Below are 19,707 nucleotides of genomic sequence, written 5' to 3' on the forward strand. Positions count from 1 at the left end.
CCACGGACGCCTTCAAGAGCACGGGGAAGCGGGGAGGCTTTGGCCCCGAGACGGCGCGCCGTCGGCCGGGCTGCTTGCCCGTCCCCCGGCGCCCCGGGCGGCGTCAGGCCTTGGCCGATTGGACCGCGTCCACGGCCGCGTCGGTGAGCGCGTCCACGGCCGCGTCGGTGAGCGCGTCCATGAGCGGCCCGTGGTCGAAGCCGGCCAGGTGCAGGAAGCCGTGGGCCAGCAGCCGCGCCAGGTGGCCGGCCGGGTCCTGGCCGTAGAGGAAGGCCTCCCGGGCCACGGTGTCGCCGCTTACGGCCATTTCCCCGAGATAGCCCGGCCGGGCCGGGTCGTCGGCCGGAAAGCTCAGCACGTTGGTCGGGCCGCCAAGCCCCAGATAGTCCCGGTTGAGCCGGGCCATGGCCGCGTCGCCCACGACCGTCAGGTCGAAATCGCGCCCCTCCAGGTCGAGCGCCGCCAAAAGCCGCCGGCAAAGCCCGGCCAACTCCGACCGCGAAACCGGAAGCTCCGGATGGCACAGCCCCCTGGCCAGGCCGATCATGCGGCGTGTTCCGCCGCGCCCTTGGGCGTCACGGCGCAGGGCGGCTCCTCGCGGGGCTTGCCGTTTCTGTCGTCCGCGGCCTTGGCGCTGGGGTATTCGATGCGCTGGTGGAAGATGCCGGTCAGGATGCGCTGGAAGGTGTCGCTTAGAAGCGACAGGTCCTTGAGGGTCAGCTGGCAGTCGTCGAGCTCGCCCTCGTCGTGGATCTTGCGCACGATGTTGTGGATGTGGCCCCGGATGCGGCTGGGCGTGGGGTCGACCAGGGTGCGGCTGGAGGCCTCGATGGCGTCGGCGAGCAAAATGAGCCCGGCTTCCTTGGTCTGGGGCTTGGGGCCGGGATAGCGGTAATCCTCCTCGCGGATGGGGTCGTCGCCCTTGGACTCGGCCAGTTCCTTGGCCTTGTGGTGGAAGTAGGCAATGAGCGTGGTGCCGTGGTGCTGGCCGATGAGGTCGGTGATCTGCTGGCCCAGGCGATGCTCCTTGGCCAGTTCCACGCCCTTTTTCACGTGGGCGATGAGGATCAGCGCGCTCATGGACGGGGCCAGCTTGTTGTGGCGGTTTTCCTTGCAGGAGATGTTCTCGATGAAATAATGGGGGCTCTTGAGCTTGCCGATGTCGTGATAGAGCGCCGCCACCTTGGCCAAAAGGGGATTGGCCCCGATGACCCGGGCTCCGGCCTCGACCATGTTGGAGACGATCAACGAATGGTGGTAGGTGCCCGGCGCCTTGACCATGAGCTCCTGGAGCAGGGGCTGTTCGAGGTTTAAAAGCTCCATCAGGCGAAAGCGCGAGGTGTAGCCGAAAATGAGCTCCATGATGGGCGCGATGCCCACCACGGCCAGAAGCGACAGAAAGGCAGACAAGGCCGTGAAGGCCACGCCCGTGCCGGCCACCGACGGGTCGCCGAGGTCCATCAGGTTGACCGAGCCCCACATGAGGCACAGCGCCGCGAAAAGCGGCACAGCCGAGCGCAGCACCTGCGGCCGGGTCTCGGAGCGCTTCATGAGGTAGACGTAGATCATGCAGCCGACGAAATAGTAGCAGAAGATGCCGACCCCGCCGTAGACCATGTTGGCGGCCAGAAACGACAGGATGAGGCTGACGAAGATGCACAGGCGCTTGGAGAAAAAAAGCGCCAGGATGCCCGCCGCCCCGGCCATGGGCAGGCTGATGGCGAAGTACATGGACCGGGTGGCCTCGGGCAGGCCGCCGCCGCCGGGCAAGGTGACCACGTCGGCGATCTTGGCCAGAAGGCCGAAGATGAGCAGGATCACGCTCAGGAAGACCCAGTCCGTGCCGCGCACGCGCCGCAGCCCCGAGCGCTCCAACGAGACGGCCAATACGGCCAAAAACATCAGGCACATGCCGAAAAGGCCCAGGGCCCGGTAGAGGTTGTAGGGTCCTTTGCGGTGGGAGTAGAGGGCCTGGAGCTTGAGCTGCTGGACCGGGCCCACCCGCTCGCCCTGGCGCACGATGATCTCGCCCTTCTTGATGATGTAGTACAGCGGCTCCACGGCCCGGGTGATCTCGCGCTTGCGGGCTTGGGTGGTTTCCTGGTTGAAGGTCATGTTGGGGGCGAGCAGCGGATAGACCAGGACGTAGACGGCCTTGCGCAGGCGGAAGGGCTTGTTCATGGAGACTTTGAGCATGTGCTCCATGTCGTCCTTGACCTGCTTGAGGTCCTTGATGTCGCGGGTCTCCACGCGCAGCGTCTCCATCATGGAGGGCAGGTCGCGGATGAGGATGCCGTTTTTATAGGGTGCGAACTGGGCCGAGGCGGCCACCACGCCGGATTCGTAGCCCTGCTTGAGCCAGGGCAGGACGTCGTGTTCCAGCAGGCTCTTGAAGTCGTCCAGGCGCCAGACCTCCATGACGTCCGGGCCGACCTCGGTGTTGAGGTTCTCGGCGATCTGCCAGCGCAGCTTCTCCACGTCCTCGCCGCCGGCGGCGCGCACGGCGGCCACGATGTCCGTGGCGGTCTTGGCCAGGGCCTCGTAGGGCAGGGGGCTGACGTCGAAGACCGGGGGCTGGGATTCGGCCACCTGATCGCGTTTGCGGCTGGTGGCCTCCACGTCCTCGATCTGGAGGTTCTGGTCGGCGGCCACGTCCTGGGTGGCGATTTCGCCGGCCGTGAACAGCTTCACCGAGTTGTCGAGCCCGAGCCTGGCCACGAAACACAGGGTGAAGACGGCGGTCAGGAAGAACAGGAACCCGGGCAGGCCCGGGGGCAGGGCGGCGCGGGTCGGCTGGCCGTTGGTGGCGCCCTTAAGCTTCCGTTTGACCTTGTTGACTATCTCGCTCATAGGCCTTGACGATCCTTCCCACCAGGGGATGGCGGATCACGTCCGCGTCGCTAAACGATATGAAGGCGATGCCGCGCACCTCGCGCAGCACCCGTCTGGCCTCCACCAGTCCGGACACGGACCGGGGGGGCAGGTCGATCTGGGTCACATCGCCCGTGACCACGGCCTTGGAGGCCAGGCCCAGGCGGGTGAGGAACATTTTCATCTGCTCGGGCGTGGTGTTTTGGGCCTCGTCGAGGATGATCAGGGCGTCGTTTAAGGTGCGGCCGCGCATGAAGGCCAGCGGGGCCACTTCGATCACGCCCGTGTCGAGCATTTCCCGCACCTTGCGGAAGTCGAGCATGTCGTGGAGGGCGTCGTAGAGCGGGCGCAGGTAGGGGTTGACCTTCTCCACCATGTCGCCGGGCAAAAAACCCAGTTTCTCGCCGGCTTCCACGGCCGGGCGGGTGAGGATGAGCCGTTTGACCCGGCGGTCGAGCAGAAAGTGCACGCCCATGGCCACGGCCAGATAGGTCTTGCCCGTGCCGGCCGGGCCGATGCCGAAGACCAGGTCGTTTTTGCGGATGGCGGCCAGGTAGTCCCGCTGGGTGGCGGTTTTGGGGGCAACGGTCTTTTTTGGGGAAATGGCCAGGGCCTCTTCGCGGTAGACGCGCTGGAGGCTGGCCTCGGGCTCGCGGGCCAGGACGCTTATGGCCTGTTCCACGTCGGCCGGATAGACGGGCTTGCCCTGGCGCAAAAGCCCGTAGAGCTGCACCAGCACGTTGGCCACATGGGAAAGGGTTTCCTCGGAATCGGCCCGCAGGACCACGGCGTTGCCCCGGGTGTCGAGACGCGCCCCGGACTTGCCGGCGATCAGGGCGAGGTTTTCATTGTGGGGGCCGAAAAGGTCCCTGGCCAGCTCCGAGTCGTCGAACTCCAGCCGCCGTTCGTGCCCAAGCGTTTCCATCATTGGCGTCACAACGCGGTTACGGTACGAAGCATTCTGCGCATGGCCCGGTCTCGCTCCTAATACAACAACGCGACAAGGACAAGTGTATCCGCGCGATTAGGGCAGTTGCCGCAACAATTCTTCCAGGCGCGGGTCAAGGTCCACCCGCACCGTTTCCTGTAGCGCCGCAACCGCCACCTTGCCGGCGGCCGCGCCCCGTATGGGCCGCACGTCGGCCACCCGGGCGACCATGACCTCGGCCGCGCCGGCGCCGGCGGCGAAGCTGGCCAGGCCGGCCAGGCCGGCCGCCTGGAGCAGGCTTTCCCGCGGCACCTCGCGGCGGGGGTGGTCCCGGCGCAGGATCACGTGGGCGCCCGGGCCGTCGGCCACGTGCAGCCACAGGTCGAAGGGGCTGGCCTTGCGCAGGAGCTGTTCCCCGGCCTTGGCGTTCTTGCCGCGAAGGACCAGGAAGCCGTCTGTGGTGCGGTAGCGGTTCGCCGCGATGTCGGCGAGGGGGCCGGGCAGGGGGCGGGCCGACGCCGTTTGGGGCGCGCCGCGTTCCCGACCTTCTAAGTCTTTTTTCCCGCCACGCAAGTCCTCCCGCCGCCGGGCGATGGCGGCCAGGCCCCGTTCGCCCTTTGCCGCCAAATCATAGAGTTTTTGCATATTGCGTACCACGGACAGGGACGGGTCGAGGCGCAGGGTTACGGGCTCTCCTTGGGGGCCCTCAAGGGAAAGTTCCGTAATTTTAGCCTGTTTGTCCAAACCGTGGAGCTGGGCGGCCAGGAGGTCGGCTTCGGCCCGGCGGGCAATAAATGCCTGCATGCGGGTCTGGTCGGCGTCGAGTTTGGCCAGGGCTCGGGACAGCCGGCGCACCCGGGCGGTTTCGGCCGCGGCCTGGGGGGCGTTTTCGCGGCCGGTCACCTCGCCGAAGGCCAGCGGTTCGCCGAAGGCGGCGGCCGCGGCCAGGGCGCTCGGGTATTCCCGCACCTCCCGGCCCGGGGCCGGGCGCCCGGGCCAGCGCAGCGGCCAGACGGCCTCGGGCGCGCCCTTGGCGTATTCCACGAAAAACCCTTCGGCCTCGGGGGCGCACAGCCTGGCGTAGGCCTCCTCGGCCAGCCCCCGCGGCAGCCCGGCCAGGCGCCGGCGCAGGGACGGGGAGAGCTGGGGATGGCGCTGCCAGATGTCGGGGTCGGCCAGCACGGCGGAAAGGGACGGCCAGGTGGTATCCTGGGCCGGCGGGGCGGCCGGGGCGGCCACGAGCTGCGGGAAGGCGCGGGGGTCGAGCAGCAGCGACGGCCCGTCCCCGGCCATGACCAGGGTCAGGCGGCGGTCCGGCCAGTCGGCCAGCGCCCCGGCGATGCGCCGGCCGCCAAGGTGCTTGCGCAGCCGCATGGCCGTCATGGGCGCCCGTTCGGGCTGCATGGTCTTGAGTGGCGAAAGGAAGAGGAAGAAACGGCCCGTGCCGTAGCGGGCATGCAGGTACAGGGTCTTTTTCCCGGTGGCGAGCCCGGGCAGGGCCAGCCCCTGCGGCAGGTACAGGGCCAGGGTCAGGACGTTGGGCGCCGGGGCGAAGGCCTTTTCCACCCGGCCGCCGGGCAGGGCCTGGGCCAGCTCCCGGGCCAGGAACCGGAAAAAAACGGCCTCCATGATGCGTGGGTCCGCCGGGTGGTCAGGCCGCCCGGGCGGCGTGGCGGCAAAGCGGGGCGCGTGACGGGCGCATGGGGCTTTGGCGCGGGCGGGCTACTCCCCGCGCAGGTTCTCGTCGGCTTCCTGACGGCTCTTGCATTTGATGCACAGGGTCGTGACCGGGCGGGCCTTCATGCGGGCGACGCTGATGTCCTCGCCGCACTCCACGCATTCGCCGTAGGTGCCTTCGTCGATGCGCTCCAGGGCTTCCTTGATCTTCTTGATCAGCCGGCGCTCGCGGTCGCGCAGGCGCAGGGTGAAGGCCCGGTCGGATTCGGCCGTGGCCCGGTCGGCGGGATCGGCATAGATCTCCACGGTGTCGGTCATGTCCTCGATGGTCTCCTCGCCCTTTTTGAGGATGTCCTGTAACATGCTGTTGAGAAGCTCGCGGAAAAATTCGACGTCCTTGGGATCCATGGGTCCTCCTCGGCCTTTTGTCTCGACGGCTCCGGTTTGGAAATTGACTCCTCTACTGCAATCCCGCATGAAGGTAAAGAGGGGGAGGCCCGCGCCGCGCCTGTTCACGCCCTTGCCCAGGAGGCGTGACCGGGATTATAGGGAGTGATCGCGCCCAAGACGTGCCGGGGCCGCCGGAAGGAGAGCCATGGCCCGCAGCTGTCACGAAGAACCTTGCGCCATCCGCAACCTGTGCGGAGAGCTCCATAAACTCGGTTGTGGCGCGGAACCGGCCTGGCTTGGGATTCTCCTTTTCGTGCGCGACCTGGTCCGCCGGTTTACGTCGCTCGGCGATGCCCGCAAAAAGGAGCTCCAGCAGTTCGTGTTCGGCGAACTGGCCAAGCGCGACGCCTCCGAGGGTCATCTGCGCCAGGTGCTCGACGGCCTGGAAGCCTTTCTCGAGGACAGCGACAAGGCCCGGGGCCTGGCCCGGGAGCTCGAGAGCGAAAAACGGTCCGTGCGCGACCTGGCCGTTTCGGTGGGGGCGTTTTTGCGCGAAACCCTGACCTCGGAGCGGGAGCGCGACAAGCTCATGCGCCGTTTCGGCAACGAGGCCGTGGAGACCCTGGACAGCGGCGACGACCCGGCCATCATGGTCCCGAGGATGCGCGAGCTGGTCACGGACATGCTCACCCACTACCGCGAGGAGGCCAGGAACTGGGAACTGCGGGCCAATCAGCTCGAACAGGCCATGCTCGTCGATCCGCTCCTCGCTCCCCTGCACAACCGCCGCAGCCTCGACGACTACTTGGAGAAGGCCGTGACCCTGGCCAGGGACGAGGGCGCGCCCCTGTCCGTGCTCATGATCGACGTGGACAACTTCAAGACCACCATCAACGACGTCTACGGCCACGCCGTGGGCGACGACGTGCTGCGCACCCTGGCCGGCATCACCTTCCGCCACGCCGAGTGCCATGGCTCCTTTGCCGCCCGCTACGGCGGCGACGAACTGGTGCTCGTCGCCGCCCTGTCCGGCGAGCAGGCCGAGCTGCATGCCGACGCCATCCGGCTGGCCGTGCAGCAATACGAATTCCGGCCGCGCATCGACGGGCGCCTGGCCGACACCCCCATCCGCTTCACCGTGTCCATCGGCGTGGCCGCCTACCGGCCGGGCATGACGCCGGCCGACCTGGTGGACGCCGCCGACAAGGCCATGTACCGGGTCAAGGGGGCGGGCCGCAACAACGTGGCTGTCTTCACGCCGCCGGCCGCATCCTGACCGGCCGGTCACGCAACCCTTGCCTTTCGAGCCTTTTCATTTCATGCAAAAGACGTATGGTGCCACCGGTTCGCCACGCGGTACGCCCCGGCTTTTGGCATCGTCAGCGCTCTCGGTTCGCGGGTCGGCCGCGGACTCTGGGCGGAACCATCCCCTTCAGGAGGGACACATGAGCGAAAAGGAATGCGCCTATTACCGCACCCTGTATGAAGTGGCCAAGGGCATCAATTCCAGCCTCGAACCCGTCACGGTGCTGCGGGCCATCGTCGAGCAGGTGGCCAAGGCCCTGGATGCCAAGGCCTGTTCCATCCGGCTGCTCGACCGCAAAGGGGTGACCCTTTTGGCCAGCACCTCCTATGGCCTCAGCAAGGGCTACCTGCGCAAGGGGCCGGTCGAGGTGGCCAAGAGCAGGATCGACCAGGAGACCCTGGCCGGCGCCGTGGTCCAGGTCGCCGACGCGGCCAGCGACCCCCGCTTCCAGTACCCCGAAGCGGCCAAGGAGGAGGGCATCGTCTCGGTCATGGCCCTGCCGCTGACCGTCGAGGGCCGGTCCATCGGCGTGCTGCGCCTCTACTGCGCCAACGCCCGCGCCTTCGACCAGAGCGAGATCGACTTCGCCACGGCCATCGCCAACCTAAGCGCCATCGCCATCGAGAACGCCCGGCTGCACCAGGCGCTCAAAACCGACTACGAACTCCTCACGGCCTACGACTACACCTTTCACGAGTAGCGGGAGCAGGCACATGACGAAACTTCGCATCGCCATCAACGGTTTCGGCCGCATCGGCCGCCAGGTCTTCAAGGCCATGCTCGAGCACCACGCCGACGCCATGGAAGTGGTGGCCATAAACGACCTCTTCGACGTGGCTACCAACGCCCATCTGCTCAGCTATGACACGAACTACGGCAAGCTTCCCGTGGAAGCCGCGGTCGATGGCGACATCATGGTCGTCGGCGACTGGCGGATCAAGAATTTCGCCGAACGCGACCCCCATGTCCTGCCCTGGGCCGAATACGGCGTGGACGTGGTCATCGAATCCACCGGCATCTTCCGCACCGGCCCCAAATGCCAGGCCCACATCGAGGCCGGCGCCAAGAAGGTCATCATCACCGCCCCGGCCAAGGAAGAGGACCTCACCATCGTGCTCGGCGTCAACCAGGACGCCTACGACCCGGCCAGGCACCACATCCTGTCCAACGCCTCCTGCACCACCAACTGCCTGGCGCCCGTGGCCAAGGTCATTTTCGACCACTTCGGCATCGTCAAGGGCGTGATGACCACCATCCACTCCTACACCAACGACCAGCGCATCCTGGACCTGCCCCACAAGGACCTGCGCCGGGCCAGGGCCGCCGCCTGCAACATGATCCCGACCTCTACCGGCGCCGCCCAGGCCGTGGCGCTCGTCATCCCGGAACTCAAGGGCAAGTTCTCCGGCCTGTCCGTGCGCGTGCCCACCCCCACCGTGTCCCTGGTCGACTTCGTGGTGCAGGTCGAAAAGCCCACCACCACCGAGGAAGTCCGGGCCAGGCTCAAGGAGGCCGCCCAGGGGCCGCTGGCCGGCATCCTGGCCTTTTGCGAGAAGCAGCTCGTGTCCATGGACTTCAAGGGCGATTTCCATTCGAGCATCGTCGACGCCGAGTACACCACCGTGCAGGGCGGCGACATGGTCAAGGTCCTGTCCTGGTACGACAACGAATGGGGCTATTCCTGCCGCGTGGCCGACCTGGTCACCTTCATGGCCCAAAAAGGCTTGTAACCCGGCACCCAGCCGGCATTTTCCCCAGGAAAACGGCGCGGGAGGGCGGTTGCCCTCCCGCGCTTTTTTGTGGCGGTGTATTTCTCGGATCAAATAGTTTGACTATCAAAAAATAATCCCATAAAGAATCTTCGCCATAAAGACGTTTTTTCGGGAGTACCCATGATCGGTCGTTTTTCGAGCCTTGGCGCCTACAAGGGGCTTTTCGCCTTCAAGGAAATCGCGTTGTGCCTGTCCGGCGGCCTGCTCGCCCTGATCGCCTCCCTGCTGCAACCCGAAACCGGGCTGTCCTGGCCGTCGGTTCTGTTGGGCCTGGCCGCGGTGGCCATAAACGGCGCGCCCATCGTCAGCGGCGCCATCCGGGGCGTGCTGGCCCGCCAGGTCAACGTGGACGAGCTGGTCAGCCTGGCCATCGTGGCCTCGCTTTTCCAGGGCGAAATCGTCACCGCCGCCGTGGTGAGCTGCATCATGACCCTGGGCGCCCTGGTCGAGGAGGCGGTCAGCGACCGGGCTCGGCGCTCCATCGAGGCCCTGGCCGCGCTCACCCCCCAGGAGGCCGTGCGCATCGGCCAGGACGGAGTCGAGGAAACCGTGCCCGTGGCCGCGATTGCGCCCGGTGACCGGGTCCTGGTGCGGCCGGGCGAGCGCATCCCCGTGGACGCGGTCATCGTCTCCGGGGAGACGGCTGTGGACGAATCGGCGCTCACCGGCGAATCCCTGCCCCGGGAGCGCCGTCCGGGCGATACCATCCTGGCCGGCACCCTCAACTACACCGGCCGGGTGGAAGCCCGGGCCGTCAAGGTGGGCGAGGACTCCACCTTCGGCAAGGTGGTCAGGCTCGTGGTCGCGGCCGAGGCCGGCAAGCCCCGGGCGGCGAGGCTGGTTGACCGCTACGCCGCCTGGTTCACGCCCACGGTGTTGTTGGTGGCCGTTTTGGCCTGGCTGTTCGGCGACCTCGACCGGGCCGTGGCCGTGCTGGTGGCGGGCTGCCCCTGCGCCCTGATCATGGCCGGCCCCACGGCCACGGTGGCCGCCGTGGGCCTGGCCGCCAAACGGGGCATTCTGGTCAAGGGCGGCCAGTTCCTGGAGGAGGCGGCCCGGGCCGACGCGGTCCTTTTCGACAAGACCGGCACCCTGACCTTGGGCCGGCCGGAAGTGACTGTGGTCGCGGCGGCGGACGGCGAGACCGAATCGGGCGTGGTCGGCTGCGCCGCCTGCCTGGAGCGCGACTGCTCCCATCCGCTGGCCACGGCCATCCTGGAGCGGGCCCGACGCGACGGCCTGGACGTGGGGGCGCCCGAATCCATGGTCACGGTGGTGGGGCTTGGCGTACGCGGGGTGGTCGGCGGCGCGGCCGTGGAGGTCGGCAGCCCGGAAATGGCCGGCGGCGAGGCGGCCCTGCCCGAGGGCCTGCGCGCCTGCCTGGAGGACATCCGGGAGCAGGGGGCCACGGCCCTGATCGTCCGGCGCGAGGGCAAGGTCACCGGGGTCATCGGCGTGGCCGACACCGCCCGGGAGACGGCCCGGCGCACCGTCGCGGCCCTGCGCGGCCTGGGTATCGGCATCGTCGGCATCCTCTCGGGCGACCACCAGAAGGCGGTCGCGACCCTGGCCAAAAACGTGGGCATCACCGACGTCTGGGCGCAGCTCAAGCCCGAGGGCAAGCTCGAGATCCTCTCCCGGCTCCAGGCCGAGGGGCATCGGGTTCTTTTTGTCGGCGACGGCGTCAACGACGCCCCGGCCCTGGCCCGGGCCAACGTGGGCGTGGCCATGGGCGCGGCCGGCGCGGACGTGGCGCTCGAAACCGCCGACATCGCCCTGGCCGATGACGATATTGGCCGGCTGCCGTTTCTGGTGTACCTTGGCCGACGCATGGTCCGCATGATCGGCATCAACATCGGCCTGGGGCTTTTTTTCAACACCGTGGCCATCCTGGGCGGGGCCTACGGGATCCTGAGCCCCGTGGCCGCGGCCGTCTTCCACAACGTGGGCTCGGTCGTGGTGGTGCTGTCCTCGGCCAGCCTGGCCTTCACCTCCCAACCGGCCCTTGGGGCCAAGGCGGCCTGAAGCCATGGCCGATGCCACGCCCCAGGCGCAACGGGCGCCCACCGAAGGCCTCACCCGGCTGCTCATCGAATTCTACGAGAAATTCTCGTCCTGGGAACACGGCGTGGTCAAGGAAAGCGGCCTGACCCTGCCCCAGATGCACACCCTGGAGATCCTCGGCGCCGACGGCGACTTGCGCATGACCGAACTGGCCTCGCGCATGGGCGTGACCACCGGGTCGCTGACCGTGCTGGTGGACCGGCTGGAGCGGGGGGGCTACGTGGCCCGCAAGCCCCACGAGACCGACCGCCGCTCCATCCGGGTGGGTCTGACCGAGGAGGGCGCCCGGCTTTTCGCCGAGCACCACGCCCTGCACGAACGGCTCACCCAGGAGATCCTGTGCGCCCTGACCCCCGAGGAGGGGCAGGCCCTGGCCGGCATGCTGGCCCGGCTGTCCGCCTGCCTGTAGGCCTTTCCCCGGTCTGGCGACCCGGGCAGCGCCCTGGTCGCGGCCCAAGACGGTACGACCGCCAGCCTGCGGCTTTCCCCGGCCCGGCCACCAGACTCGCCTGCCGGTCAGGACCTCCCGGCCGGCCTTGGCCGGGGGCCGCCAGCCCCGCCTGCCGGCCGGGGCCTGTCTGCCGGCCTTGGCCGGGGCCGCCCGACGCGCCGGGAAGGCGATGCGGCGGCCCCTGGCCAAGGCCGCGCCGGGAAGGCGATGCGGCGGCACCTGGCCATGGCCGCGCCGGAAAGGCGATACGGCAGCCCCTGGCCAAGGCCGCGCCGCCGTGCTAGGCGGTTGCGGCCATGAACGACGGGAAAAAGCGCCAGGCCCAAACCGGCCGCGAGGCCTTCGACCAGCGCGTCAGCGTCGCCATTTCCCTGGCCCGGCTGGTGCTCATGGGCGGCATCGTGGTCGGCCATGCCCTGCTGCTGGGCGATTTCTGGGCCGTTTACGCGCCGGCCGGCCTGGGCTATCCGGCCGGGCCGGGGTCCCTGGCCGCCTTCCTGGCCGTCCTGGCCGGGCAGGGCGGGCTGCTCGACCGCACGGCCCTGGCCGGCGGCCTGATGTTCTGGTCGCTCAATTTTTCCTTCTACGCCCTAAGCGGCTTTTCCCTGTGGCTGGCCGTGCGCCGCCGGGGCCGGTTCGACCTGCGCGACTATTTTTTCGGCCGCTTTTTCGGCATCTACCTTTCGTTTGCCGTGGCCGCGGTCGCGGCCTTCACGGTCTGGGTGGGGATTTTAGGCCACACGCCCGGCGAACACGACCTCAATTTCCTGCTTCTGGGCGTGGCCCGGGCCAGGGAAACCATGGCCTACAACGACACGCTGTGGTTTCTCACCGTCCTGTTCGTTCTCTATCTGGTGTTCCCCGTCGTTGTGCTGTGCTACCGCTCTCTGCGGCTGTGGGGCCTGCTTGGGCTGTGGGCGCTTTTCACCTGGCTGCGGCTGCGCGGGCTGCTGGCGGGCCTGAGCTTTCTGCCCACGGCCTTCTCTTTCTTCCTGCTGGGCATCCTCGCGGCCGACCTCGTCCATCTCCTTGGCGACCGGCTGCGGGGGCGCTTGGGCCAATGGCTGCTGACGGCCCTGGCGGCCGCCGTCGCCGCCGCCTGCCTGGTCCGGCTGTACGCCCTGGGCTATGCCGATCACCTGGCCGCCGGGGGCGTGGCCTACGACACCCACGCCATCGGCACGGCGGCGTTTTTGCTGCTGCTGTCCCTGGGGCTGCTCGTCCCCGGCGGCCCCCGGCTCGGCGGCGCCCTGCGCCTGGCCGCCCGGGGCACCTTCGCCGTCTACCTCTACCACTACCTGCTCTTCCAGCTCTACCGCCACGCCCCGGGCGTCCACCAGGCCGTCCTGGCCGCCGTGTCCGTGCTGCCGGCCGTGGTCCGGGCGCATTTCACGCTGGGCTGCCTGCTGCTCTACGGCGGGCTTCTGGCCGGCGGCGTGGCCTACCAGACGGCCTTCGACCGCTTCGTCTCCGGGCCGCTGCGCCGGGCCTTCGCCAAGCCCCTGGTGCTCGAAACGAAAAAGCGCCGCCAGGAGGTTTCCTGACGGCGCGTGACGGCGACGCGGATGTTGCGCCGGGCTTAGCGCATGGCCTCGGGAAAGAGTTTGGCCGCCAGTTCCCGCAGCTTGTACTTCTGGACCTTGCCGCTGGTGGTCAAGGGAAACTCCTCCACGAAGGCGATGTATTTGGGGATCTTGTGCCAGGCGATCTGGCCCCGGCAGAAGTCCTTGACCTCCTCGGCCTCCATGGTGACATCCTTTTTGAGGATGATGAATGCCCCGACTTCCTCGCCGTACTTGCGGCTGGGCACGCCGGCCACCTGGACGTCGGCGATGCCGGGCATGGTGTAGAGGTATTCCTCGATCTCGCGCGGATAGATGTTCTCGCCGCCCCTTATGATCATGTCCTTGATGCGGCCGGTGATGGTCACGTAGCCGTATTCGTCCATGACGCCGAGGTCGCCGGAATGGAGCCAGCCGTCGGCGTCGATGCACTTGGCCGTGGCCTCGGGATTGTTGTAGTAGCCCTTCATGGAATTGTAGCCCCGGCAGCACAGTTCGCCCTGCTTGCCGCGCTCCACCTCCACGCCCGTTTCCGGGTCGGCCACCTTGACCTCCACGTGGGGGAAGGCCCGGCCCACGCCCTCGACCCGGTAGTGGAAGGGGTCGGTCACGTCGGTCTGGGTCATGCCGGGCGAGCTTTCCGTCAGCCCGTACACGCTGGTGACCTCTTTCATGTACATCTTTTCGGTCACTTGACGCATGGTTTGGATAGGGCAGACGGCGCCGGCCATGATGCCGGTGCGCAGCGACGAGAAGTCGAATTTCGAGAAGAGCTTGTGCTCCAGGATGGCGATGAACATGGTGGGCACGCCATAGAGGGCCGTGCACTTCTCCTGTTCGATGCTCATCATCGTGTGCACCGGGTTGAAGACCTCGGTAAAGACCATGGTCGTGCCGTGGTTGACGCAGGCCATGACCCCGAGCACGCAGCCGAAGCAGTGGAACAGCGGCACCTGGACGCACAGCTTGTCCTTGTCGGTGAAGCGCTGGCGCTGGCCGATGGAGTAGCCGTTGTTGACGATGTTGCGGTGGCTGAGCATGACGCCCTTGGGAAAGCCGGTCGTTCCCGAGGTGTACTGCATGTTGACCACGTCGTCGCAGGCAAACGTCGCCTGCCGCTCGCGCAGCTCCGCGTCGGTGACGGTGCGGGCCAGGCCCAGGATCTCGGGGATGGAGTACATGCCCCGGTGCTTTTCGACGCCGAGGAAACAGACGCGCTTTAAGTGCGGGAAGGTTTCGCTGCGCACGGCCCCGCGCTGCATGGTGCGCAGTTCCGGGGCCAGGCTGTAGAGGATCTCGATGTAGTCCGAATCGCGGAAGCCGTTGATGATGAAGATGTTTTCCGCCTCGGAGTTGGTCATCAGGTACTTGAGTTCGTTGCGCTTGTAGGCGGTGTTGACCGTCAGCAGCACGGCACCCATCTTGGCCGTGGCGAACATCATGGCCACCCAGAAGGGGACGTTGGTGGCCCACACGGCCACCTTCTCGCCCTTGACGATGCCAAGGGCCATGAGCCCCTTGGCCAGTTCGTCGGTCAACTCGTCGAACTGGCGCCAGGTGAGCCGGTAATCCCGGTCCACGTAGACCACGGCGTCCTGGTCCGGGTATTTCTGCGCCGTCTGATGCAGCAATTGGCCCAGCGTCAGGTCGAAAAGCGGCGGCTGGTGCAGGGGAGGCGGCACGAAGGTCATGGGCGGCTCCTTTGGCTACTGCGGGATGTAGAGCACGGCGTAGATGTCGGTTTTGGGCGCGTTGCCGCAGCCGACGTAGTGGGGCACCACGGAATTGTAGTAGATGGAATCGCCGGGGCCGAGGATGTGGCGGTCCGGGCCCACGATGACCTCCAGCTCGCCGGCCATGACGACGATGAATTCCTCGCCCTCGTGGGAGGACAGGGGCTTTTCGGCGGCCGGGTCCTCGTCGGGGTAGACCTCGATGAAAAAGGGCTCCATGTGCCGGTCGGTCTTGGCCTTGCCCAGCGAATGGTAGCGGAAGGAGGCCCGCTTGCCCCGGGCCTTGCGCAGCACGGCATCGTCCTCGGCCAGGTCCGCCCGGCAGGTCACGCAGACGTCGCCGTCCACGCAGTCGTCCATGAAGGTGCCCAGCCGCTGGCCAAGGGCCAGGGAAATCTTGAGCAGGGGCCCGAGCGACGGGGTGACGTCCTCTTCTTCCAGGGCGGAAAGGAACTCCACGGACAGGCCGGTGCGCCGGGACAGCTCCTCCCGGGTCATTTCCTGGCCCTCGCGATACAGGCGGATACGATCACCAAGCTTCTTGTCGCTCATGGTACCCTCGTTGGTAGGATATGATGGAATGGGGCGGGAAGACGGCACGGCCCCGTGAAAGAATTCCCATATCCCAGGACGCGGCGAAATTCCAGCCGTTTTTGCGACCTTCCGGCTCGGGAAACGAATTGACAAGACGCTTGGTCGTGCGAAATGAGGGGGAAACGATCGCACACTCCAACATGCCAGGCGAGGGGGAACCTTATGAGCAAGGAAATCGGACCGGTGCGGGAAATCGCCCAGCGGCTTCGCGGCATCCGCGAGGTGGCGGGCTTTTCCCTGGAGGAGCTGGCCGAGGCCACGGGCGTCACGGCCGACCAGGTCCTGTTGTACGAGACCGGCGAGGAGGAGATTCCCGTCAGTTACCTCTACGAGGTGGCCAAGGCGGCCGGCGTGGACCTCACGGCCTTACTCACCGGCGGCGAGGCCCATCTGCACGCCTATTCGCTGGTGCGCGCCGGCTGCGGCCTGTCCGTGGACCGGCGCAAGGCCTACAAGTACCAGGCCCTGGCCTACCGCTTCCACAAGCCGTCCATGGAACCGTTCCTGGTTACCGTGCCGCCCAAGGACGAAGCCGAGATGGAGTTCAACCGCCATCTGGGCGAGGAATTCATCTACATGCTGCGGGGCCGCATGGAAGTGCGCCTGGGCGACGACGTCCTGACCCTGGAGCCCCATGATTCCCTCTACATCTCTTCCCGCACGCCCCACGCCATGCGCGGGCTGGACGGGGCCGAGGCCGAGTTCCTCGACGTGATTATCTAATGTGGCGTCCGCTAAAAAATATGTTCATATTTTTTAGAAAAAATAATCAGTTACGTATGTTATTCTCGAGATTCATATGCATGGATTTCGAGAACGCGACACGAGCCGGCCGCCGCTTGGCGCGGTGTCCGGCCAGCGCGGCCTAAGGCCGGAGTGCCTCCAAGCGACCACAACCGTTTTGCCGAAGGGAGCTTACGACCATGCCCGTCGCCAAACTGCGACCCCAAACCTACCGCGAGATGCTGGAGACGATTGCCGTCTCCGTGCCGGAAAAATACAATTTCGCCTTCGATTTCCTCGACGCCGAGGCCGCCGTGGACCCGACCCGGCCGGCCATGATCCATATCGGCCCGGATGGCATCCGCCGCGACTTCGACCTGGCCTTTTTCAGCAAGGAATCGGCCCGCCTGGCGGGCGCCTTCAAGGCCGCCGGCCTGTCCAAGGGCGACAAGGTCATGGTCATCCTCTACCGCCGGGTGGAGTGGTGGGTGACCATGCTCGCCCTGCACAAGCTCGGGGCCGTGCCCGTGCCCTCGCCCAACCTGCTCACTCCCCACGACATCGATTTCCGGGTCAACTACGCCGGCATCAAGGGCGTGATCGCCGAGGACTCGGTGATATCGCGCGTGGAGGCCGCCCGGCCCACCTGCCCGACGCTGACCGTGCGCATCCAGGTGGGCGAGGCCCCCCTGCCGGCCGGCTGGCTCGACTACGAGACCATCCGGGCCGCCGCTTCCGACGCCTTCCCCCGGGACTGCGACGCACCGGGCGGCAAGGACACGCTGCTCATCTTCTTCTCCTCGGGCACGACCGGCATGCCGAAGATGGTCGAGCACGACCACGGCTACGCCCTGGGGCACCTGGCTACGGGGGTCTACTGGCACAACCTGGAGCCCGGCGACGTGCACCTGACCGTGGCCGACACCGGCTGGGGCAAGGCCGTGTGGGGCAAGTTCTACGGCCAGTGGATGGCCGGGGCCACGGTTTTCACCTGGGACTTCCGGGGCAAGTTCGTGCCGGCGGAACTCCTGGACGTCATGGCCAAGCACGGCGTCACGAGCTTTTGCGCTCCGCCCACCGTCTACCGCTTCCTCATCCGCGAGGACCTGACCAAGTACGACCTGTCGGCCCTGCGCTACTGCACCACGGCCGGCGAACTCTTAAACGACAGCGTGTTTACGGCCTGGAAGGAATTGACGGGCCTGTCCATCCACGAAGGCTACGGCCAGACCGAGACCTGCCTGCAGATCGCCACCTTTCCCTGCATGACGCCCAAGCCCGGTTCCATCGGCCGGCCGGCCCCGGGCTGGAACGTGACCATCCTCGACGAGGAGGGCGCCGTCTGCCCGCCGGGCGTGGAGGGCGAGATCTGCCTCAAGCTGGAAGAGGGCAAGAACATCGGACTGTTTACCGGTTACCTGCTCGAACCGGCCAAAACCGCCTCGGTCATCGTCGACGGCTACTACCACACCGGCGACAAGGCCTGGATGGACGAGGACGGCTACTACTGGTTCCTGGGCCGCACCGACGACCTCATCAAGTCCAGCGGCTACCGCATCGGGCCCTTCGAGGTGGAAAGCGCGCTTATAACCCACAAGGCCGTGGTCGAGGCGGCCGTGACCGGCGTGCCCGACCCGGTGCGCGGCCAGGCGGTCAAGGCGACCGTGGTCCTGGCCCCGGGCTTCGAAGGCTCCGACGAGCTGGTCAAGGAACTGCAGGCCCACGTGAAAAAGGAAACCGCGCCCTACAAGTATCCGCGCATCATCGACTTCGTGGCGGAACTGCCCAAGACCATCAGCGGCAAGATCAAACGGGCCGAGATCCGCGCCAAGGACGCGAATAGGGAAATATAAAGAAGAGACGAAGAGGGAAGATGCCTCCGGCGGCCAGGAGGGGCGACGGCCCCTCCTGGACCTCCCGCAAGGGGGAGATGAGGGGATCTTTCTATTTTTTTCCGATCCCATACCTCTTGACTTGCATCGTGGCGTGGGCAAATCAAAGGCATGAGGAAGAGGATAGCCGATTGGATGGAGAAAATGTCCGTGGCGAGCTTGGCTGTGGGCATTTTCCAGGACAAGGCGATTGGTGTCGTCATCGACATCGCCTTCCTTGCCGCGACGCTCTACATGACCAGGAGGCTTGAAAATGAGCAAAACTGATTTGCTTTGGCTCGTGGTCGCCGGCGTCGGTGTCATCCTGACTGTGCTTTTTTTTCTTCTCCCGCCCGACAAGCCCGGCCAGCACAACGATTGCAAGTAGGCCTTTTCCGGGCGGCTCCTTCGCTGCCTCACGCGGCGCGTCGGGCGGGTTTCCCGAGCCCAAGACCTCCGGCCGCGACAGTCTGCTTCAGATAAACCGCACCAGGCGGGGATTTTCGCGGTAGGCCCGGCCGGTCTTGGCCAGGTCCGCGCCGCCCAGGCGCACGATGTCCGCCGTGGCCGCGTACGAACGGAACAGCCCGCCGATGCCCAGGGATTCGAACAGCCGGCCGTATTCGTTTTCGGCCTGGACGAAGGCCTTGATCTTTTCCAGGTTGCCGAAGCCGCTGGACAGCACGATACCGACATGGGCAAAGCCGGCCGCGTCCAGCGCCCGACGCACGGCCAGCGTGCCGGCCACGGTCACCCCGGTGCCGGTCCAGTAGGGCCGCCCGTCGAAAGGCTCCCCGCCCTGGCCGATCAGTTCCCCGGCCGTGTCCAGGCGCACGGCGGCGAGTTTCTGGCCAAGGGCCTTGGCCGTGGCCAGGGCGTCGTCGACCTCGTGGTTGAACGTATCCACCAGGGCCACCCGGGGACAGCTCGCCTCGATGTGGCGGTCGAAAGCCGCCGCCGCCGCGCAGGTGGCCCGCTCCCGCCCGACCTGGCCGGCAAAGGCCAGCACCAGGGCGTGGGGAATGGTGCCCACCCCGGCGGGCAGCCCAGCCGCGCGCGCCCCCGCGTCCGTGGCGCAGGCGTCGAAGCCGCCGGCCACCGCCGCCCGGCAGAAGGCCTCCTCGCAGCGCGGATGCCAGTGCCTGGCCCCGAAATACATGAGGTTTTTTTCCGGCAAAAGCGCCCGGACGGCCGCCGCTTTTTGCTCCACGTCCTCGGGCCGGGGCTCGGGCAACCCGGCGGCCAGGGAGGTGGCCGCGCTGATGATGCCGAGGTAGAGCGTTTCCAGCTCGATGAAATCCTGCAAGCGCCCGGTGATGTGCATGACCGGCTCAAGCGGGGTGTAGGCCGCGCCCTCGGGCAGGGCGTAGAGGCTCCCGCCGTGGGCCGCCAGGTCCGAGGCCTCGCGCAAAAGCGCCACGGCCTCGTCCACGCCGGCAAGGACCCCCGGCCCGTCGCGGAAAAACACCTGCATGGTCACGACGGGATCGAGGCCCTCGGCCGCCAGGATATGGCGCGAGCGCAGGAAGTATTTGTCCACATAGCCGCGCAGGGTGTCGGGGAGCTTGGGCATGGGGCCGTTGGTAGCACCGGCCGGCGCGGCGCTCAAGGGGATCAGGCTCATTTCTTCTTTTTCCCGGAGGACTTGAACAGCCGCCAGTCGTATTTGCGGTAGTTGAGGCCGGGCCACCGGCCCACGGCCACCACGACGACCAGTACAAGGATAAGCGAGAGCAGTCGCAGCAGATCAGATCGTTCCATGCCT

At 67.0% G+C, this 19,707-nt stretch carries 18 protein-coding genes; 9 read left to right on the forward strand and 9 right to left on the reverse strand.

The annotated features are described in order from the left end of the window. Positions 1–103: 103 nt before the first annotated feature. From ybeY to dksA, 5 genes are all read right to left on the reverse strand, one after another. A complete protein-coding gene (gene ybeY / locus ACP59X_RS09975; RefSeq protein WP_428568760.1) occupies positions 104–547 on the reverse strand; it encodes an rRNA maturation RNase YbeY in 444 nt (147 codons plus the stop codon). Beyond that, the gene (locus tag ACP59X_RS09980) at positions 544–2,850 is read right to left on the reverse strand and encodes an HD family phosphohydrolase (RefSeq protein WP_428568762.1); all 2,307 of its coding nucleotides are present in this window, start codon (positions 2,848–2,850) and stop codon (positions 544–546) included. The genes ybeY and ACP59X_RS09980 overlap by 4 nt, the downstream gene beginning before the upstream one ends. Next, positions 2,813–3,799: a PhoH family protein gene (locus ACP59X_RS09985; protein ID WP_428568765.1), complete on the reverse strand. Its 987-nt coding sequence runs from the start codon at positions 3,797–3,799 to the stop codon at positions 2,813–2,815. The genes ACP59X_RS09980 and ACP59X_RS09985 overlap by 38 nt, the downstream gene beginning before the upstream one ends. A gap of 96 nt (positions 3,800–3,895) precedes the next feature. Beyond that, the gene (locus ACP59X_RS09990) at positions 3,896–5,428 is read right to left on the reverse strand and encodes an NFACT RNA binding domain-containing protein (protein WP_428568768.1); all 1,533 of its coding nucleotides are present in this window, start codon (positions 5,426–5,428) and stop codon (positions 3,896–3,898) included. 93 nt (positions 5,429–5,521) lie between these two features. Continuing rightward, positions 5,522–5,884: an RNA polymerase-binding protein DksA gene (gene dksA / locus ACP59X_RS09995; protein WP_428568771.1), complete on the reverse strand. Its 363-nt coding sequence runs from the start codon at positions 5,882–5,884 to the stop codon at positions 5,522–5,524. Between the two features lie 187 nt (positions 5,885–6,071). Here dksA and ACP59X_RS10000 point away from each other — a divergent pair, with 187 nt between their 5' ends. The 6 genes from ACP59X_RS10000 to ACP59X_RS10025 all read left to right on the forward strand — a co-directional run bounded on the left by ACP59X_RS10000 (position 6,072) and on the right by ACP59X_RS10025 (position 13,003). Beyond that, positions 6,072–7,142 carry a GGDEF domain-containing protein gene (locus ACP59X_RS10000; RefSeq protein WP_428568774.1) on the forward strand — a complete coding sequence of 357 codons (1,071 nt, stop codon included), beginning with the start codon at positions 6,072–6,074 and terminating at the stop codon, positions 7,140–7,142. A gap of 169 nt (positions 7,143–7,311) precedes the next feature. Then, a complete protein-coding gene (locus ACP59X_RS10005) occupies positions 7,312–7,872 on the forward strand; it encodes a GAF domain-containing protein (RefSeq protein WP_428568777.1) in 561 nt (186 codons plus the stop codon). A gap of 13 nt (positions 7,873–7,885) precedes the next feature. Then, on the forward strand, positions 7,886–8,902 hold the full coding sequence (gene gap / locus ACP59X_RS10010) for a type I glyceraldehyde-3-phosphate dehydrogenase (RefSeq protein ID WP_428568780.1): 1,017 nt from the start codon (positions 7,886–7,888) through the stop codon (positions 8,900–8,902). A 162-nt stretch (positions 8,903–9,064) separates the two neighbouring features. Continuing rightward, on the forward strand, positions 9,065–10,969 hold the full coding sequence (locus tag ACP59X_RS10015; RefSeq protein ID WP_428568784.1) for a heavy metal translocating P-type ATPase: 1,905 nt from the start codon (positions 9,065–9,067) through the stop codon (positions 10,967–10,969). 4 nt (positions 10,970–10,973) lie between these two features. Beyond that, positions 10,974–11,417: a MarR family winged helix-turn-helix transcriptional regulator gene (locus ACP59X_RS10020; protein ID WP_428568786.1), complete on the forward strand. Its 444-nt coding sequence runs from the start codon at positions 10,974–10,976 to the stop codon at positions 11,415–11,417. Between the two features lie 338 nt (positions 11,418–11,755). Beyond that, positions 11,756–13,003 (forward strand): acyltransferase family protein, encoded by a 1,248-nt coding sequence (locus tag ACP59X_RS10025; protein WP_428568789.1) that lies wholly within the window; start codon positions 11,756–11,758, stop codon positions 13,001–13,003. 35 nt (positions 13,004–13,038) lie between these two features. Here the strand turns inward: ACP59X_RS10025 and ACP59X_RS10030 are convergent, their stop codons facing one another. Next, positions 13,039–14,712, reverse strand: coding sequence for an AMP-binding protein (locus ACP59X_RS10030; protein ID WP_428568792.1), 1,674 nt, complete (start codon positions 14,710–14,712; stop codon positions 13,039–13,041). 15 nt (positions 14,713–14,727) lie between these two features. Continuing rightward, on the reverse strand, positions 14,728–15,306 hold the full coding sequence (locus ACP59X_RS10035; protein WP_428568795.1) for a helix-turn-helix domain-containing protein: 579 nt from the start codon (positions 15,304–15,306) through the stop codon (positions 14,728–14,730). A gap of 204 nt (positions 15,307–15,510) precedes the next feature. On the opposite strand from ACP59X_RS10035, the gene ACP59X_RS10040 reads away from it, so the two are divergent. The 3 genes from ACP59X_RS10040 to ACP59X_RS10050 all read left to right on the forward strand — a co-directional run bounded on the left by ACP59X_RS10040 (position 15,511) and on the right by ACP59X_RS10050 (position 18,230). Then, entirely contained in the window at positions 15,511–16,071 is a 561-nt protein-coding gene (locus tag ACP59X_RS10040) for a helix-turn-helix domain-containing protein (RefSeq protein WP_428568799.1), read from the forward strand. A gap of 200 nt (positions 16,072–16,271) precedes the next feature. Further along, positions 16,272–17,924: an AMP-binding protein gene (locus ACP59X_RS10045; RefSeq protein WP_428568802.1), complete on the forward strand. Its 1,653-nt coding sequence runs from the start codon at positions 16,272–16,274 to the stop codon at positions 17,922–17,924. Between the two features lie 174 nt (positions 17,925–18,098). Beyond that, entirely contained in the window at positions 18,099–18,230 is a 132-nt protein-coding gene (locus tag ACP59X_RS10050; protein ID WP_428568805.1) for a hypothetical protein, read from the forward strand. A 187-nt stretch (positions 18,231–18,417) separates the two neighbouring features. Here the strand turns inward: ACP59X_RS10050 and ACP59X_RS10055 are convergent, their stop codons facing one another. Together ACP59X_RS10055 and ACP59X_RS10060 are read right to left on the reverse strand one after the other, a co-directional pair. Next, on the reverse strand, positions 18,418–19,566 hold the full coding sequence (locus ACP59X_RS10055; protein WP_428568808.1) for a beta/alpha barrel domain-containing protein: 1,149 nt from the start codon (positions 19,564–19,566) through the stop codon (positions 18,418–18,420). Next, on the reverse strand, positions 19,563–19,703 hold the full coding sequence (locus tag ACP59X_RS10060) for a hypothetical protein (protein WP_428568811.1): 141 nt from the start codon (positions 19,701–19,703) through the stop codon (positions 19,563–19,565). The genes ACP59X_RS10055 and ACP59X_RS10060 overlap by 4 nt, the downstream gene beginning before the upstream one ends. Positions 19,704–19,707: the final 4 nt, after the last annotated feature.

It is taken from the genome of Solidesulfovibrio sp. DCME (assembly GCF_049995385.1).
In the GTDB taxonomy this organism is placed as follows: Bacteria; Desulfobacterota; Desulfovibrionia; order Desulfovibrionales; family Desulfovibrionaceae; genus Solidesulfovibrio.

Excerpts from the sequence above, each read along its gene's own strand:
- ybeY (WP_428568760.1), bottom strand. The coding sequence starts at position 547 with ATGATCGGCCTGGCCAGGGGGCTGTGCCATCCGGAGCTTCCGGTTTCG.
- ACP59X_RS09980 (WP_428568762.1), bottom strand. The coding sequence starts at position 2,850 with ATGAGCGAGATAGTCAACAAGGTCAAACGGAAGCTTAAGGGCGCCACC.
- ACP59X_RS09985 (WP_428568765.1), bottom strand. The coding sequence starts at position 3,799 with ATGATGGAAACGCTTGGGCACGAACGGCGGCTGGAGTTCGACGACTCG.
- ACP59X_RS09990 (WP_428568768.1), bottom strand. The coding sequence starts at position 5,428 with ATGGAGGCCGTTTTTTTCCGGTTCCTGGCCCGGGAGCTGGCCCAGGCC.
- dksA (WP_428568771.1), bottom strand. The coding sequence starts at position 5,884 with ATGGATCCCAAGGACGTCGAATTTTTCCGCGAGCTTCTCAACAGCATG.
- ACP59X_RS10000 (WP_428568774.1), top strand. The coding sequence starts at position 6,072 with ATGGCCCGCAGCTGTCACGAAGAACCTTGCGCCATCCGCAACCTGTGC.
- ACP59X_RS10005 (WP_428568777.1), top strand. The coding sequence starts at position 7,312 with ATGAGCGAAAAGGAATGCGCCTATTACCGCACCCTGTATGAAGTGGCC.
- gap (WP_428568780.1), top strand. The coding sequence starts at position 7,886 with ATGACGAAACTTCGCATCGCCATCAACGGTTTCGGCCGCATCGGCCGC.
- ACP59X_RS10015 (WP_428568784.1), top strand. The coding sequence starts at position 9,065 with ATGATCGGTCGTTTTTCGAGCCTTGGCGCCTACAAGGGGCTTTTCGCC.
- ACP59X_RS10020 (WP_428568786.1), top strand. The coding sequence starts at position 10,974 with ATGGCCGATGCCACGCCCCAGGCGCAACGGGCGCCCACCGAAGGCCTC.
- ACP59X_RS10025 (WP_428568789.1), top strand. The coding sequence starts at position 11,756 with ATGAACGACGGGAAAAAGCGCCAGGCCCAAACCGGCCGCGAGGCCTTC.
- ACP59X_RS10030 (WP_428568792.1), bottom strand. The coding sequence starts at position 14,712 with ATGACCTTCGTGCCGCCTCCCCTGCACCAGCCGCCGCTTTTCGACCTG.
- ACP59X_RS10035 (WP_428568795.1), bottom strand. The coding sequence starts at position 15,306 with ATGAGCGACAAGAAGCTTGGTGATCGTATCCGCCTGTATCGCGAGGGC.
- ACP59X_RS10040 (WP_428568799.1), top strand. The coding sequence starts at position 15,511 with ATGAGCAAGGAAATCGGACCGGTGCGGGAAATCGCCCAGCGGCTTCGC.
- ACP59X_RS10045 (WP_428568802.1), top strand. The coding sequence starts at position 16,272 with ATGCCCGTCGCCAAACTGCGACCCCAAACCTACCGCGAGATGCTGGAG.
- ACP59X_RS10050 (WP_428568805.1), top strand. The coding sequence starts at position 18,099 with ATGGAGAAAATGTCCGTGGCGAGCTTGGCTGTGGGCATTTTCCAGGAC.
- ACP59X_RS10055 (WP_428568808.1), bottom strand. The coding sequence starts at position 19,566 with ATGAGCCTGATCCCCTTGAGCGCCGCGCCGGCCGGTGCTACCAACGGC.
- ACP59X_RS10060 (WP_428568811.1), bottom strand. The coding sequence starts at position 19,703 with ATGGAACGATCTGATCTGCTGCGACTGCTCTCGCTTATCCTTGTACTG.